General features: G+C 66.3%; 12 protein-coding genes and 2 pseudogenes. 10 read left to right on the forward strand and 4 right to left on the reverse strand.

The window, feature by feature from the left end; translation table 11 throughout:
* Positions 1–1,167: 1,167 nt before the first annotated feature.
* A pseudogene (locus tag SA190iCDA_RS23275) lies at positions 1,168–1,683 on the forward strand (methyl-accepting chemotaxis protein); the annotation flags it as partial.
* 172 nt (positions 1,684–1,855) lie between these two features.
* Here SA190iCDA_RS23275 and SA190iCDA_RS00095 read toward each other — a convergent pair.
* Positions 1,856–2,743 (reverse strand): PA4780 family RIO1-like protein kinase, encoded by an 888-nt coding sequence (locus SA190iCDA_RS00095; RefSeq protein ID WP_070886063.1) that lies wholly within the window; start codon positions 2,741–2,743, stop codon positions 1,856–1,858.
* 172 nt (positions 2,744–2,915) lie between these two features.
* Here SA190iCDA_RS00095 and ada point away from each other — a divergent pair, with 172 nt between their 5' ends.
* A complete protein-coding gene (gene ada, locus SA190iCDA_RS00100) occupies positions 2,916–3,959 on the forward strand; it encodes a bifunctional DNA-binding transcriptional regulator/O6-methylguanine-DNA methyltransferase Ada (protein ID WP_070886062.1) in 1,044 nt (347 codons plus the stop codon).
* A 48-nt stretch (positions 3,960–4,007) separates the two neighbouring features.
* Here the strand turns inward: ada and SA190iCDA_RS00105 are convergent, their stop codons facing one another.
* Positions 4,008–5,285 (reverse strand): acetyl-CoA C-acetyltransferase, encoded by a 1,278-nt coding sequence (locus SA190iCDA_RS00105; protein WP_070886061.1) that lies wholly within the window; start codon positions 5,283–5,285, stop codon positions 4,008–4,010.
* A 136-nt stretch (positions 5,286–5,421) separates the two neighbouring features.
* Here SA190iCDA_RS00105 and SA190iCDA_RS00110 point away from each other — a divergent pair, with 136 nt between their 5' ends.
* A complete protein-coding gene (locus SA190iCDA_RS00110) occupies positions 5,422–6,777 on the forward strand; it encodes a 3-oxoacyl-ACP reductase (protein ID WP_070886060.1) in 1,356 nt (451 codons plus the stop codon).
* Here the strand turns inward: SA190iCDA_RS00110 and SA190iCDA_RS00115 are convergent.
* Positions 6,778–7,107, reverse strand: a pseudogene (locus tag SA190iCDA_RS00115) (helix-turn-helix transcriptional regulator); the annotation flags it as partial.
* A gap of 280 nt (positions 7,108–7,387) precedes the next feature.
* On the opposite strand from SA190iCDA_RS00115, the gene SA190iCDA_RS00120 reads away from it, so the two are divergent.
* Genes SA190iCDA_RS00120 through SA190iCDA_RS00140 form a run of 5 tightly spaced genes read left to right on the forward strand, consistent with a single transcriptional unit; the run spans position 7,388 to position 10,571 of the window.
* Positions 7,388–8,239: a MaoC family dehydratase gene (locus SA190iCDA_RS00120; RefSeq protein WP_070886058.1), complete on the forward strand. Its 852-nt coding sequence runs from the start codon at positions 7,388–7,390 to the stop codon at positions 8,237–8,239.
* 41 nt (positions 8,240–8,280) lie between these two features.
* Positions 8,281–8,583, forward strand: a complete 303-nt coding sequence (locus SA190iCDA_RS00125) for a MazG-like family protein (RefSeq protein ID WP_070886057.1) — start codon at positions 8,281–8,283, stop codon at positions 8,581–8,583.
* Complete coding sequence (locus SA190iCDA_RS00130) at positions 8,583–9,332, forward strand: methyltransferase domain-containing protein (RefSeq protein WP_070886056.1); 750 nt, start codon at positions 8,583–8,585, stop codon at positions 9,330–9,332. The genes SA190iCDA_RS00125 and SA190iCDA_RS00130 overlap by 1 nt, the downstream gene beginning before the upstream one ends.
* A 25-nt stretch (positions 9,333–9,357) precedes the next feature.
* Positions 9,358–9,975, forward strand: a complete 618-nt coding sequence (locus tag SA190iCDA_RS00135) for a DUF4136 domain-containing protein (protein ID WP_070886055.1) — start codon at positions 9,358–9,360, stop codon at positions 9,973–9,975.
* Positions 9,976–10,007: 32 nt separating this feature from the next.
* Positions 10,008–10,571, forward strand: a complete 564-nt coding sequence (locus tag SA190iCDA_RS00140) for a DUF4136 domain-containing protein (protein ID WP_070886054.1) — start codon at positions 10,008–10,010, stop codon at positions 10,569–10,571.
* Between the two features lie 138 nt (positions 10,572–10,709).
* On the opposite strand, the gene SA190iCDA_RS00145 is transcribed toward SA190iCDA_RS00140, so the two are convergent.
* Positions 10,710–11,645 carry an SdiA-regulated domain-containing protein gene (locus tag SA190iCDA_RS00145; protein ID WP_070886053.1) on the reverse strand — a complete coding sequence of 312 codons (936 nt, stop codon included), beginning with the start codon at positions 11,643–11,645 and terminating at the stop codon, positions 10,710–10,712.
* A 290-nt stretch (positions 11,646–11,935) separates the two neighbouring features.
* Between SA190iCDA_RS00145 and SA190iCDA_RS00150 the strand changes: the two genes are divergently transcribed.
* Both SA190iCDA_RS00150 and SA190iCDA_RS00155 read left to right on the forward strand, forming a co-directional pair.
* Positions 11,936–14,194 carry an ATP-binding protein gene (locus SA190iCDA_RS00150; RefSeq protein WP_070886201.1) on the forward strand — a complete coding sequence of 753 codons (2,259 nt, stop codon included), beginning with the start codon at positions 11,936–11,938 and terminating at the stop codon, positions 14,192–14,194.
* A 16-nt stretch (positions 14,195–14,210) separates the two neighbouring features.
* On the forward strand, positions 14,211–14,696 hold the full coding sequence (locus tag SA190iCDA_RS00155; protein ID WP_070886052.1) for a response regulator: 486 nt from the start codon (positions 14,211–14,213) through the stop codon (positions 14,694–14,696).
* The last annotated feature ends 31 nt before the right edge of the window (positions 14,697–14,727 follow it).

Below are 14,727 nucleotides of genomic sequence, written 5' to 3' on the forward strand. Positions count from 1 at the left end.
GGCAACAGCCTGGGCGAGCTGAAAGCCTTCGCCGCCGGACAACTGCTGGCGGCCGGCAAGCTGTCCGGCGATCCACAAGGGTTGCTGATCCAGGCCGAACGGGAGATGGCCGATGCCCTGACGGGCCTCGCACGCTACGCCGACGATGCCCAGAGCAATGCCGCCAACGCCTACCGCCCACCGCTCTTCGATGCCTCGCAACACCTGGCTCGCCTGGCACTGGCCCGCACCAAGCTGGTCAGCAGCGGGCGCGCCGAGCTGACAACCGATGTGGAGCGTGAAGTACAGGCCCTGCAGGTGCAGGCCAAAAGGATCAACGAGCTGCCGCTGCTCGGCGTCACGGAGCAAGCGGCCTCGGGCGGCAATGCCTTCGCCTCCCTGCTGGGCCTGGACAACGACAGCCAGGAGAGCGAAGCCCAGGATCGCGGCATCGCCCTCAAGCGCGAGTTCGACAGCCTGCTGGGCCGTTACCCCGGCGAGCTGGCCCGCACCCAGGCACTGATCGAGCAACGCGCGCAGCTGGCCGCCAGCACCCGTGCGCGCCTGGATGCGGTTCAGCAATCGTTCACCGCCCTGGAGCCCCAGGTGCGCGCCGAGCATGGCCGCATCCAGGGCGAAGTGCGGCTGATACTCGGCATCATGGTGGCGCTGATCCTGCTCATCGCGCTGCTCATCGACACCCTGCAGCGGCGCCTCAGCCGCCTCCTCGAGCGCCTGGTACCTGCCCTCTCTGCCTGGGCCGCAGGCGACTTCGCGGACGAGATCCACCTGGCCACCAACACCCGTGAACTGCGCGACATCGAGGAATCGCTCAATCGCCTGCGTCGCTACCTGGTCGAGCTGGTGGGCACCATTCACCAGCACGCTGCCCAGGTGTCGACCTCCAGCCATACCCTGGCGGAGCTGAGCAGCGGCCTGCACGATGGCGCCGAACGCCAGGCCAGCGATACCGCGCAGATTCGCGACGCCCTGAGCGAACTGGAGGCGACCATCCTGCAGGTGGCCGATGACGCCAGCCAGACCGCCACCGCCAGCCGCAACGCCGACCGCGCCCTCGTCCAGGGCCAGAAGGTCATCGGCAACAGCCTTTCCGGCCTGCATGCGCTGGTCGACGAAGTGCAGGACAATGCCCAGGCCATCGAACACCTGGCCACGGAAACCGCCACCATCGGCGGCGTACTGACGGTGATTCGCAGCGTTGCCGAACAGACCAACCTGCTGGCCCTCAATGCGGCCATCGAGGCGGCACGGGCCGGCGACGCGGGGCGCGGCTTCGCGGTAGTGGCCGATGAGGTGCGCTCGCTAGCCTTGCGAACCAGCTCGGCCACCGCGCAGATTCAGGAAGTCATCGGCCGCCTGCAGCAGGCGGCCAATAGCTCGGTGCAGGCCATGCGCAGCCAGGTCCAACACGCCGAAACCACCGCCGAACAGGCGCGCACCGCCGATGGTGCGCTGGACGAGATCGTCGGCGCCATCGGCACCATCACCAGCATGGCGGCGCGCATCGCCGAGACCACGGCGTACCAGGGCGGCGCGGTCAGCGAGATCCGCGATCACAGCGAGCGCATTCACCAACTCGGCGGCGACAACCTGCAGCGCATCGGCCAGGGCCGTGCGCAGAGCGTCGAGCTGCAGGTGCTAAGCGGCCAGCTGGACCAGGCCGTGCAGGCGTTTCGGGTATAACCAGAGCGGCGATCCATATAGATAGGCCGGCAGCATCGCATCAGGGGATCGGCCGGGGCCGCGGGGATGCAACCATCAATGACCTGAGCAACCGGATTACCACTGTGGGAGCGCGCCATGCGCGCGAAATCGCGAGCGTGGCCGGCTCCCATTGACTAGCGCCGTGCGCGGCTCAACGCTCCCAGGGCGGAGGCGGCTCGCGGTCCTTGGGCTCTTCCTCGGCATTCAGCGCGGCCTGGCGGCGCGCCTCTTCGGCCAGGGCGGCCTTGATCTCGCGCATCACCGCGTCGACGTCGGCTTCGTCTTCCGGATCATTGAATTCGCCGGTCAGCACGCTATCCGGGGTCAGTTTGCCTTCTTCATAGAGCGCCCACATTTCCTTGGCGTACTTGCTGTACTTGAGCTCCGGGGCGAACTGGCCGAAGTACGCGGCCATGTTGCCGACGTCGCGCTCGAGCATCTTGAAGGCGTGGTTGTTGCCGGCGGCGTCCACCGCCTGGGGCAGGTCAATGATCACCGGGCCGTCCGGGCCGAGCAGTACGTTGAACTCCGACAGGTCGCCGTGCACCAGGCCGGCACACAGCATCTTCACGATCTCCTCGATCATGAAGGCATGGAATTCGCGGGCGTCGTCGGGGTGCAGGTCGACGTCGTTGAGGCGCGGCGCCACATCGCCTTCACCATCGGTGACCAGTTCCATCAGCAGCACGCCGTCCAGGAAATCATAGGGCTTGGGCACCCGCACGCCGGCACTGGCCAGGCGAAACAGCGCGGCGACCTCGGCGTTCTGCCAGTTCTCCTCCTGGTTCTTGCGCCCGTACTTGGAGCCCTTCGCCATGGCCCGCGCATCACGACTGTTGCGCACCTTGCGGCCCTCCTGATACTCGGCGGCCTGGCGGAATCCGCGTTTGTTGGCCTCCTTGTAAACCTTGGCGCAGCGCAACTCGGAACCGCAACGCACCACGTAGACCGCTGCTTCCTTGCCGCTCATCAGAGGGCGAATCACCTCGTCCACCAGGCCGTCCTCGACCAGGGGCTCAATGCGTTTTGGCGTCTTCATCAGCTTTTATCGGGGTCCTCGGTGGGCTATGCGGCCCTTTTATACGGCAAACCAGGGGCAGCGCCCAGCCCATGAAAAAAATGCGCCAGCCGATGCAGTTTGAAAGTGCGATTGGCACTGGCGCGCAATCAGCCAGATACCGACAATTCGGACATCGTTACAGGAGATGAACATGAGCGAAGAACGCCGCTGGCAGGCCGTGTGCGGGCGTGATGCCGCGCAGGATGGTCAATTCGTCTTCGCCGTGCGCTCGACCGGCATCTATTGCCGGCCCAGCTGCCCGGCTCGTCGACCATGCCGTGAAAACGTCAGTTTCCATGATGGCCCGGCACAGGCAGAAGCGGCGGGATACCGGCCCTGCAAACGCTGCACGCCCCAGGGCAGCAGCCCGGCCGAGCAGCTCGACGCGTTGGTGACCGCGGCCTGCCGCCTGCTCGACGAGGCCGATAAACCAACGCCCCTCGACGAGCTGGCGGCGCGCATCGGCTTGTCTGCCTCCCACCTGGCCCGGGCCTTCAAGGCGCGCACCGGCCTGACGCCCAAGGCCTGGGCCAACGCCCACCAGCGCGAGCGACTGGCTGCCAGCCTGCCGGGCGCCAGGTCGGTACTCGACGCGGCGCTGGACAACGGCTACAGCAATACTCGCAGCCTCTATGCACAAAGCCATGGTGTGGCCCTGGCACGGCGTCGCCTGGGATCGCCGGGCGAGACGCTGCGCGTGGCCGTGGTGCCCTGCCCACTCGGTCATCTGCTGCTGGCCAGCAGCGAAAACGGGCTGTGTGCGCTGCTGTTCGGCGACTCGCCCGACGCCTTGGAAACCGAGCTGCGCCAACGCTTCCCGGCGGCCAGCCTGCAGGCCGATGAGGGGCAGCTGCAGGCGTGGCTGAGCGAAGTGCTGCAGCAACTGCGCGAGCCCGCGCGCGCCGCCGGGCTGCCGCTGGATCTGCGCGGCACGGCTTTCCAGCAACGCGTCTGGCAGGCCCTGCGCGCCATTCCCGTCGGGCAGACGCGCACCTACGGGCAGCTCGCCACCACCCTCGACAGTCACCCGCGGGCCATCGCCCGCGCCTGTGCCAGCAACCCCTTGGGCCTGCTGGTGCCCTGCCACCGGGTAACTGCCGCCGATGGCAGCCTGGGCGGCTACCGCTGGGGCGTGGCCCGCAAGGCGGCCTTGCTGGCGGCCGAAGCGGAAACGCGTGAAGAGAAAACCCCGTAACGGGGCGTCGAGCGAAGCGATAGCAAGGGGGTTGCTACGCTGGAAGCCTCAGCGCTCCAGAATCGCCGTCACGCCCTGTCCGCCCGCGGCGCAGATGGAAATCAGGCCACGGCCCTCACCGGCGACCGCCAGCAGCTTGGCCAGGTTGGCGACAATCCGCCCACCCGTGGCGGCGAACGGGTGGCCGGCAGCCAGGGAGCTGCCTTTGACGTTGAGCCTGGCGCGGTCGATGCTGCCCAGCGGCTGCTCCAGGCCCATTCGTTCCCGGCAGTAGTCGGCGTCTTCCCAGGCCTTGAGGGTGCACAGCACCTGGGCGGCGAAGGCCTCGTGGATCTCGTAGTAATCGAAATCCTGCAGGCTCAGGCCGTTGCGCGCCAATAGCCGCGGCACGGCGTACACCGGCGCCATCAGCAGCCCTTCGTGGCCTTTGACGAAATCCACCGCCGCCGCCTCACCGTCGCGCCAGTAGGCGAGAATCGGCAGGCCACGGGCCTTGGCCCATTCCTCGCTGGCGAGCAGCACCAGCGACGCACCGTCGGTCAGGGGCGTGGAATTGGCGGCGGTCAGGGAGCCGCGCTGGCCCTTCTCGAACACCGGCTTGAGAGTCGCCAGCTTGGCCAGGTCGATATCGGGGCGCAGGTTCTGATCACGGGTCAGGCCCAGAAACGGCGTCATCAGGTCATCCTGCCAGCCGTCGGCATAGGCCGCGGCGAGCTTGCGATGACTGTCCACGGCCAACTGGTCCTGCTCGTCCCGCGGGATGGACCAGTGCTGCGCCATCAGTTCGCAATGCTGGCCCATGGACAGGCCGGTGCGTGGCTCGCCATTGCGTGGCAACGACGGCGCCAGATGCCGCGGACGAATTTGCAGCAGCGTCTTGAGCTTGTCACCGGTGCTCCTCGCCCGGTTGGCTTGTAAGAGGATCTTGCGCAGGCCTTCGTTGACGCCAATCGGCGCGTCCGAGGTGGTGTCCACGCCGCCGGCGATACCACACTCTATCTGCCCCAGGGCAATCTTGTTGGCGACCAGCAACGCCGCCTCCAGGCCGGTGCCGCAGGCTTGTTGCAGGTCATAGGCCGGGGTTTCGGCGGCCAGGCGCGAGCCGAGCACGCATTCGCGGGTCAGGTTGAAGTCCCGCGAGTGCTTGAGCACCGCGCCGGCCAACACCTCGCCGAGGCGCTCGCCATGCAGGTTGTAGCGCTCGACCAGGCCTTCCAGCGCGCTGGTGAGCATGGCCTGGTTGCTGGCCGTGGCGTAGGCGCTGTTGGAGCGGGCGAAGGGAATACGGTTGCCACCAACGATGGCGACCCGGCGCGGCAGGCTCATGAACGGCTCCTTGCAGGTAATATTTTGTGGCAATTCACCGACACGGGGGCCGGTCATTGGGCTGCTGTCGATGCATGAAACGAGTGATGGCGTAGAGTGGTCAACCACTTTGAGTTTCAGCCCTGGAGTCTGTTCCATGTCCGATCGCTACCTCAACTTCGCCAATACGCCGGCTGGCCGTCGCCTGGTCGGTGCGCTCGGTCTGCCCGCGCCACTGCCCCTGGAGCGTTGGGTAGCGGGTCGCAATCGGCCATTGGAAGGCGCCCTGCTGATCGGCGGTGAGGGCGATCTGGGCGCCGCGGTGGCGGGCTTTGCCAAGCGCCTGACCGATGAGCTGTTCGCGCCCCGTGACGAGCAGTTCGGCCTGCCGCGCTGGACCGCCGAACACGGCCCCGGGCTCAAGGGCCTGGTTTTCGATGCCAGCGGCCTGCGCCGCTTCGAGGAACTCGACGCCCTGCGCCAGTTCTTCCAGCCAGCGCTGAAGAACCTCGATCGCTGCCCCCATGTGGTGGTGCTCGGTCGTGCGCCGCACACGCTTGACGATCCGCAGGCCTCGAGCGTGCAGCGCGCCCTGGAAGGTTTCACCCGCTCGCTGGCCAAGGAAATCCGCCGCGGCGGCACCGTGCAACTGCTGCACGTCGACCCGGGCGCGGAGAACCAGCTCGAAGGCGCGTTGCGCTTTCTGCTCTCCCCCAAGAGCGCCTACATCTCGGCCCAGGTGCTGCGCCTGCAACCCTGCGCCGAGCAGGTCAGCGACTGGACGCGCCCGCTGGCCGGCAAGACCGCGCTGGTCACCGGTGCCAGCCGCGGCATTGGCGCCGCTATCGCCGAAACCCTAGCCCGTGACGGCGCCGAGGTGCTCCTGCTGGACGTGCCACCCGCCAACGACGCCCTCGACGCCCTGGCTGCGCGCCTCGGTGGTCGCAGCCTGGCCCTGGACATCTGCGCCGAAGACGCGCCGCGCAAACTGGTCGAGGCGCTGCCCGGCGGCGTGGATATCGTCGTGCACAATGCCGGCATCACCCGCGACAAGACCCTGGCGAAAATGAGCGAGGGGCTTTGGGACTCGGTAATCGACGTCAACCTGCGTGCCCCGCAGCAACTCACCGCCGCGCTGCTGGAAGCCGGCACCCTGCGCGACAACGGCCGCGTGGTGCTGATCGCCTCGCTCAGCGGCATCGCTGGCAACGTCGGGCAGACCAACTACGCGACCAGCAAGGCCGGGCTGATTGGCCTTGCCCAGAGCTGGGCGCCGGCCCTGGCGCAACGCGGCATCAGCATCAACGCAGTGGCGCCGGGCTTTATCGAAACGGGCATGACCGCCGCCATTCCCTTCACCATTCGCGAGGCCGGCCGGCGCATGAACTCGATGAATCAGGGCGGCCTGCCCCAGGATGTCGCCGAAGCGGTAGCCTGGTTCGCGCAGCCCGGCTCGGGGGCGGTCAGCGGTCAGGTGTTGCGGGTCTGCGGGCAGAGCCTGCTGGGCGCCTGATCACGAAGCGGCGGTACGGCCGCGACGACGGAACTCCACCGGCGTCTGGCCGACCCAGCGCTTGAACGCGCGGCAGAAGGTACTGGGCTCGGAGAAGCCGGTGCGTTCGGCGATCCGTTCGATACGCTCTTCGGTGTCCACCAGCAGGCGTTTGGCCAGGTTGCAGCGACAATCGCTGAGCAACTCGTTGAAGCGCACGCCGGCCTGGGCCAACCGCTCGCGCAGTCGCCGTGCCGGCATGCCCAGGCGAGCGGCAACCTGTTCCAGGGTCGCGCCTTCGACCAGCAGTTCATCAATCAGCCGATTCACCTCACCGACCAGCTCCAGGCGCGCGTGACCAGCGCTCGAGGGAATCGAGGTGCGCAGACACGGGAACCTCGGCATCACGGCGGGCGGAGGCATGACGGGCCTGTGCTTGTCCGGGTTGGGCATGCTGCATTCCTTGCGTCTGTGATGGCCGGATCAATTCACCCACCCAAGCGTAGGCAGCTTTTGCCATCTGCGCTCGGCCAGTGGGCAATCGTTTGCCCAGCGGGCACCAATGGCCGCTGGCTAATGTCCTAGATCTCGACGAGAGTACCCACAACCCCACCTTGCAGCGGAGCGCACGATGGCAACCGAATGGCTCGATTTGCACACCCCACCGGCCTTGCCCGGCCTGCTCTTGCGCGCGGCGACCCGGCGTGGAATCACCGGCAAGGTGTTGCCGCACCCTGGGCTGCGCTGCCCGGTGCGCGTCGATGCCAGTCACCTGGCGCGCTATCGACAGCTGTGTGGTTTCGGCGACGATGCGCGCCTGCCCGCCACCTACCCCCATTTGCTGGCCTTCACCCTGCAGATGAAGCTGCTTACCGAGCCCGACTTTCCCTTCCCGTTGCTTGGCCTGGTGCACCTGGAGAACCGCATCCGCGTGGTGCGCCAGCTGGCCGGCCTGGGCCCCTTCACCCTGAGCGTGGAGGCGAGCAACCTGGCGCCCCACGACAAGGGTGCGGTGTTCAGCGTGATCACCCGCCTCGAGGATCAACTCGGCCTGCTCTGGGAGGGCGACAGCCGCCTGCTCTGCCGTGGCGTCAAGCTCGACGGCCCCGCCATCAGCCGCAGTGAACCGCCCAGCCTGCCGATGGACGAGCTGGACAGCTGGCAGGCGCCGTCGAACATCGGCCGCCGTTACGCGCGGGTGTCCGGCGACTACAACCCCATCCACCTGTCGACCCTGAGCGCCAAGCCGTTCGGCTTCCCTTGCGCCATCGCCCACGGCCTGTGGAACAAGGCGCGCGCGCTGGCGGCGCTGCACGCTCACCTGCCGGCCTCGGGCTACAGCGTCGAGGTGCGCTTCCAGAAACCGGTATTGCTGCCGAGCACGCTGCGCATGCGTGCCAGCCTGCCGGCGGCGGAGGGTCAGTTCGACCTGCGCGGTAAGGACGATGTGCCGCATTTGGCCGGCTACTGGCAGGTCATTTGAGCGCATGAAAGAATGTGCGGCCTCTGCCCAAGGGACGCCCCATGAACATCGCCGAACTCACCGCCCGCCTGCACGCCATTCGTGATCGCAACGCCTGGCGCCAATTTCACGCGCCAAAGAACCTGGCCATGGCCGCCAGCGTGGAAATGGCCGAGCTGGCGGAAATCTTCCAATGGCTCAGCGAAGACCAGTCGCGCCAGCTGCCGGCAGACCAGCTCGAACATGCCGGCCAGGAAATCGGTGACGTGGTGCTCTACCTGCTACTCCTGTGCAGCGAGCTGGGCCTGGACATGGACCAGGTGGTGCGCGCCAAGCTGGCCGATAGCGAACGGCGGTTCGCCTGATGAGCGACCGGCACTTCGATGAACTGGCCACCCGCTTCGCCGAGAAGATCTATGGCGGCGCCAAGGGCGCGATCCGCCTGGCCGTGCTGCAGGCCGATCTCGCCGAAGCCCTGCCAGAGCGCCCGTTGCGGGTGCTCGACGTCGGCGCCGGCCTGGGCCATATGGCGCTGTGGCTGGCCGAACGCGGTCACCAGGTCACCCTGGCCGAGCCCGCCGAGCCCATGCTCGCCGGCGCCCGTGAACGCTTCGCCCAAGCCGGCATGGAGGCCACCTTCATCCTCGCGCCCTGGCAGGAATTGCCGGGGCGTTTCACGGCGCCCTTCGACCTGGTCATCTGCCACGCGGTGCTCGAATGGCTGGCCGAACCGGCCGCCATCCTCCCTGCCCTGCATGGGCTGACCGCTACCGATGGCTGGCTGTCCCTGGCGTTCTACAACAGGGACGCGCTGATCTACCGCAATCTGCTCAAGGGCCACCTGCGCAAACTGCGCAAGGAGGAATTCGCCGGTGAGAAGCACAGCCTGACGCCCCAGCGCCCGCTCGACCCGCGGCAACTCCAATCGCAACTTGCCGCCAGCTGGCAGGTCGAACACAGGAGCGGCGTACGGGTTTTCCACGACTACATGCCACGGGACTTCCAGGCCAAGGCACAGCTTGCCGACCTGCTGGAAATGGAGCTGGCGCACCGCCGCCACCCAGCCTTCGCCGGTCTGGGACGCTACCTGCACTGGATCTGTCGGCCACGCTGACGCCTGCTTTGCCAGGAGAGACGCCATGAAACGCATCGCCCTGTTGCTGCTCACCCTCGCCCTGGCCGCCTGCCAGAGCCATAATCCGTACGGCACCGACTCCGTGCCCCTGCCGCCAGCGCCGCCGGGTGCCGCCAACCATTTCGACCGCAGCGCCTACCCGGCCGCCCCCCGCGACTATGGGGCCTACCGCAGCTGGGCCTGGCAACAGCGCCCGGCCGGCAGCGCCTGGGCCAGCGCCGACCTGGTACAGGACGCCCTCAACAATGCCCTCGACCAGCGGGGCCTGCGCCCTGCCCAGGGCAATGCCGCCGCCGATCTCAAGGTACGCACCGACACCCGCCTGGAGCGCCGCGTGCGCCAGGTGGCCGACAGTTACGACCCTTACTATGGCGGCGGTTATGGCAGCTTCGGCAACCGTGGCTACTACGGCAACGGCGTCGGCGTGGGTGCCCGTGTACCGCTGACCCGCACCTACCAAGAGGAAGTCGTGGTGGTACGCATCGATTTCTTCGACGGCCGCAGCGGCGAACAGGTGTGGAGCGGCCAGGCGGAGATGCGCAGCAGCGGCAGCCAGGCCGAACGTGCCGACGCTCTGCGCAAGGCCGTCAGTGACGCCCTCGGCGAGTACCCGCCAGCATGAACCACTCTATCAATGGATTCAGGAGAAAACCGATGCGCCGCCTGCCTCTGCTACTGATTCCCCTGCTGCTGTTGCTTGGCGCCTGCCAGAGCCAGCAGATCAACCGCGACTTCGACGCCAGCCGGGATTTCGGTGCGTACCGCAGCTGGAGCTGGCAGGAGCCGGCGGTGCAGTACAAGCCCGACGACCCGCGCATCCGCAGCGACCTCACCGAACAGCGCCTGCGCAGCGCAGTGGCGGATCAACTCGACCAGCGCGGCCTGCGTCCGGCAGCGGCCGGCGCCAAGGGCGATCTGACGGTTCAGGTATGGCTGGTCGTCGATGACCGCCAGCAGCAGATCAGCAGCGGTTTCGGCGGCGGTTTCGGCGGGTACTGGGGCCCTTATTGGGGCGGCCCTGGCTACAACGAAACCCGCACCCTCGACTACAAGGTGGCGACCGTGCAGGTCGACCTGTTCGATGGCAAGGATGGCAAGCTGGTCTGGCGCGGCAGCGACGAGCGCATCGTGCGCAATGCCGCCGGCAACCCGACCGAGCGGGACGCGGAAATCCGCGAAACCGTCGGCCGGGTGCTCGGCCAGTATCCACCCCGCTAGAGCACCGACCAATAGGAGCAACGCCGAGGGCCTGTAGGAGCCCCGCCCCGATGGCAGGGGCAAGGCTGATACGGCGCTAGGACCACACTCGCTTCACGCCGAGGTCGACGCGCCTACGGCTCGGGTTGCCGCGGCGTCCTAGCCACGACCGAAGCGATAGAACAGGTTCGGCTCGCTGACGATATACAGGTTGCCCTGGTCGTCGAAGGTCATGCCTTCACCCTGGGGAACGGCTTTGCCAAGGCCGGCGAAACCGCTGTCCAGGGTGCGAAATCCGATCAGTTTGCCACTGTCGCCATCGAGTTCCATGATCCGCTTCGACTCGTCGCTGAGCAGCGCCAGGTGGCCGGTGCGCTCGTCGAAATGCACCGATGACAGGTCGGTGGCGAACACCGAATCGCGAATCCAGTCTTCGTGATCGAGGATCTCCAAGCCGAAATCACCTTGCATGCTGCGCTTCAGGCCACGAATCTCGTAAAGCTTCATCGGCGAGTGTTCCTTGGCGACGAACAGCCGGTCGCGGGCGCGGTCGTAGCCCACCCCCTCGAACCCCTGGTTGCCGTCGCGCTGGATGCCCAGGGTCAGGGCCCGATAGTCCTCGCGGAACAACGCGCCAGCGCGTTCGGGCACCGGCACCACCACCAAGCCGTGCTGGCGCTCCTCGGCCAACAGCAGCAAACCATCGCCCAGGTAGGTCACCCCCTCGACATCGCTGAAGCCGCTCAGCGGGTAGCGCGCCAGCACCTCACCGTCCTTGCTCATGGCCAGCAGCTCCTCGGGATTGTTGAGCACCGCCCACAGTTGGTCACGCTGTTCGTCGTAGCTGATGCCGGAAAGGTTGTTCCGCACGCCACCCACCGCCTTGGCATCCACCTGCACCTTGTAATCGCGGCCCAGCAGGCTGCCCGGCGCACCTTGCGACACCGCCGGCGTGGTCAGCCAGAAGTAGAGACGATCATCCAGGTGCAGCGCACGCATCTGGTAAACGGCGGCGAGCAGCACGGCGAACAACAGCCACATCCATGGGCGCAGGACAGGCAGGCGGGAAAAAGCCCGTTTGGCGACAGATAGCATGATGACTCTCGACGAGGGATGTGCGGGCAGCGTGCCTGAGCAATGTTGCAATTGCGCGGCACCCGGGACCGCATTGAGAGAGACGCCTGCGGGCAAAGTTCCTCACGGCCCTGTAACCGGATTCTGCGCGCTGCGGCCCGGCGGCCACAGCGGATGATGGTTTACCCGGCCAGAAAGAGCGTGCAGACTGCCGCAAGAATGTGCGCAGCACAGGGAGGCTGGCAATCAGCCACCGCCTGTACACCTCGAAACTGCCTTTGCCGATTGGCCTGGCATGGAAGGAGATCATCTTGGCGTCCAGTGAAACCAGTAACTCCTTGAGCACCGCGATCGCCAACTGCGCCAAGGAACCCATCCATATCCCGGGCAGCATCCAGCCCCAGGGATTCCTGATGGTGTTCGACGAGCAGGCGCTGACGGTACTGCAGGTCAGCGAGAACGTCGCCGACTGGCTGGGGCTCGAGCCGGACTGGCTGCTGGGGCGGCACCTGGACGAACTGCTCGAAGACAGCGCCGTGCTGGCCGAGCGCCTGGCGCAGCTGTCCGACGACGACACCACGCCCTTTCATATCGGTGACGTGCGCTTTCGCGAAGGCAGCCGTCGCGGCGAGCTGACGGCGATGGTCGCCCACCGCTTCGATCAGGTGCTGATTGCCGAATTCGAGACCACCAGCAACGTGATCACCGCTTACAACACCCTGTACCCGATGGTCCGTACCTTCACCGGCCACTTGCAAGGCGCCGAGGACATCGACGAGCTATGCCGGCTGTCGGTGGCCGAGGTCAAGCGCGTCACCGGTTTCGGCCGCGTGAAGATCTACAGCTTCGATCCCGAGGGTAACGGCCTGGTACTCGCCGAATGCCTCGACGAGGGTTATCCCAGCTACCTGGGCCTGAGCTTCCCGGCCTCGGACATCCCGCCCCAGGCCCGCCAGCTGTACGTGGCCAATCGTATCCGGGTGATCGAAGATGCCAACTACCAGCCCTCGCCGCTGCGCCCGGCCTGCAACCCGCTGACCGGCAAACCCCTGGATCTCAGCTACGCGACACTGCGCAGCGTGTCGCCCGTGCACCTGCAGTACATGCGCAACATGCAGACCATCGCCTCGATGTCGATCTCCATCGTAGTCGAGGGCCAGCTGTGGGGATTGATTTCCTGCCACCATGCCAGCGCCCGCTCGGTCGGTTTCCAAACGCGCACCGCCTGCGAGCTGCTGGGCCGTATGCTGTCGCTGCAGATCGAGGCGAAGATCGCCCACTCGCGCACCCAGCACCTGTTGCAGCTGCGCCGCCACATCGTGCAGATGCTCTCGGCGATGGCCGACCGCGACAGCGTCAGCGAAGGCTTGCTGTCGTTGCCCGACACCTTCCTCGACTTCGCCCAGGCCAGCGGTGCGGCGATCATCTCGGCTTCGCATTGCGACCTGATCGGCCAGACGCCACCGCGCGATCAGGTCAATGCCCTGGTGCAATGGCTGGGTGCTCGCCCGGGCGAGGACCTGTTCCAGACCGATAACGTCGGGCGTGACATTCCAGAGCTGCCCGAGCTGGCCAGGCACGTCGGCGGCCTGTTGGCCGTGGCCATTTCCGAGCTGCATTCGCATTACCTGATCTGGTTCAAGCCGGAGCAGAAACGCGTCGTGCAATGGGCCGGCAAACCCGAGAAAGCGGCCAGCACCAGCGGCGCGCTCAGTCCACGCAACAGTTTCGCGCGCTGGCAGGAGGAAGTCAGCGGCTTTTCCACGCCCTGGCGCGAGCAGGAGCCGGAAAGCGCCCTGGAGCTGCGCAACGCGGTGCTGGGTATCGTGCTGCGCAAGGCCGAGGAAATGGCCCAGCTGGCCAACGACCTGAAAAAAACCAACAAGGAGCTGGAAGCCTTTTCCTACAGCGTATCCCATGACCTGCGCGCGCCGCTGCGACATATCGCCGGCTACGCCGAGCTGCTGGGCGATTTCGAAGGCGCCAAGCTGTCCGAGCGCGGGGTGCGTTTTCTCGAGCACATCACCGAGTCGGCGCGCTTCGCCGGCACCCTGGTGGACAACCTGTTGAGCTTCTCGCAGATGGGCCGCTCGGCACTGCGTTTCACGGACGTCAATCTGCAGGCGCTGGTCGAATCCATCCGCGAGGAAATGAAACCCGATTATCAGAGTCGAAACCTGGAATGGCACATCCAGCCGCTGCCGCGGGTGATCGCCGATGCCGCCTTCCTGCACCTGGCCTTGCGCAACCTGCTGGCCAATGCCATCAAGTACAGCCGCGAGCGTGATCCGGCGATCATCGTCGTCGGCGCCCAGGAAAACGACGACGAAGTGATCGTCTTTGTGCGCGACAACGGTGTCGGCTTCAATATGGAATACGTGGACAAGCTGTTCGGCGTATTCCAGCGGCTGCACCGCATGGAGGAATTCGAAGGCACCGGCATCGGCCTGGCCAGCGTACGACGTATAATCGAGCGTCACGATGGGCGAGTCTGGGCCGAAGGCAAGATCGATCAAGGCGCCACCTTTTATTTCGCACTCCCTAAACGCCACCACCCCGTTCTTGCATAACGGGCCGAGGACATGAATGCTCAAACCGATACTGCTGGTCGAAGACAACCCCCACGACTTGGAGCTGACCCTGATCGCGCTGGAGCGCAGTCAGCTGGCCAACGACGTGATCATCATGCGCGATGGTGCCGAGGCGCTGGATTATCTTTTTCGCCGTGGCGCCCATGCCGATCGGCTGCCCGGTAACCCGGCCATCATGATGCTCGATCTCAAGCTGCCCAAGGTCGATGGCCTGGAAGTACTGAAGATCGTGCGCGATTCTGCCGAGCTGCGCAGCATGCCGATCGTCATGCTCACCTCGTCGCGCGAGGGCCCGGACCTGCAGCGCGCCTACGAATTGAACGTGAACGCCTATGTGGTCAAACCTGTCGAATTCAAGGCTTTCGTCTCGGCCATTTCCGATCTGGGTGTATTCTGGGCGGTGCTCAACGAGCCACCCCCTGGCTCGCTGCGCTTGCAGCGACGTACGTCGGATACAGAGATACAAGCCGATACTGACTGACCTCTATCTGACTTTGCGCCTGACGCGCAGG

The sequence above is a fragment of the Pseudomonas argentinensis genome, assembly GCF_001839655.2.
GTDB lineage: Bacteria > Pseudomonadota > Gammaproteobacteria > Pseudomonadales > Pseudomonadaceae > Aquipseudomonas > Aquipseudomonas argentinensis_B.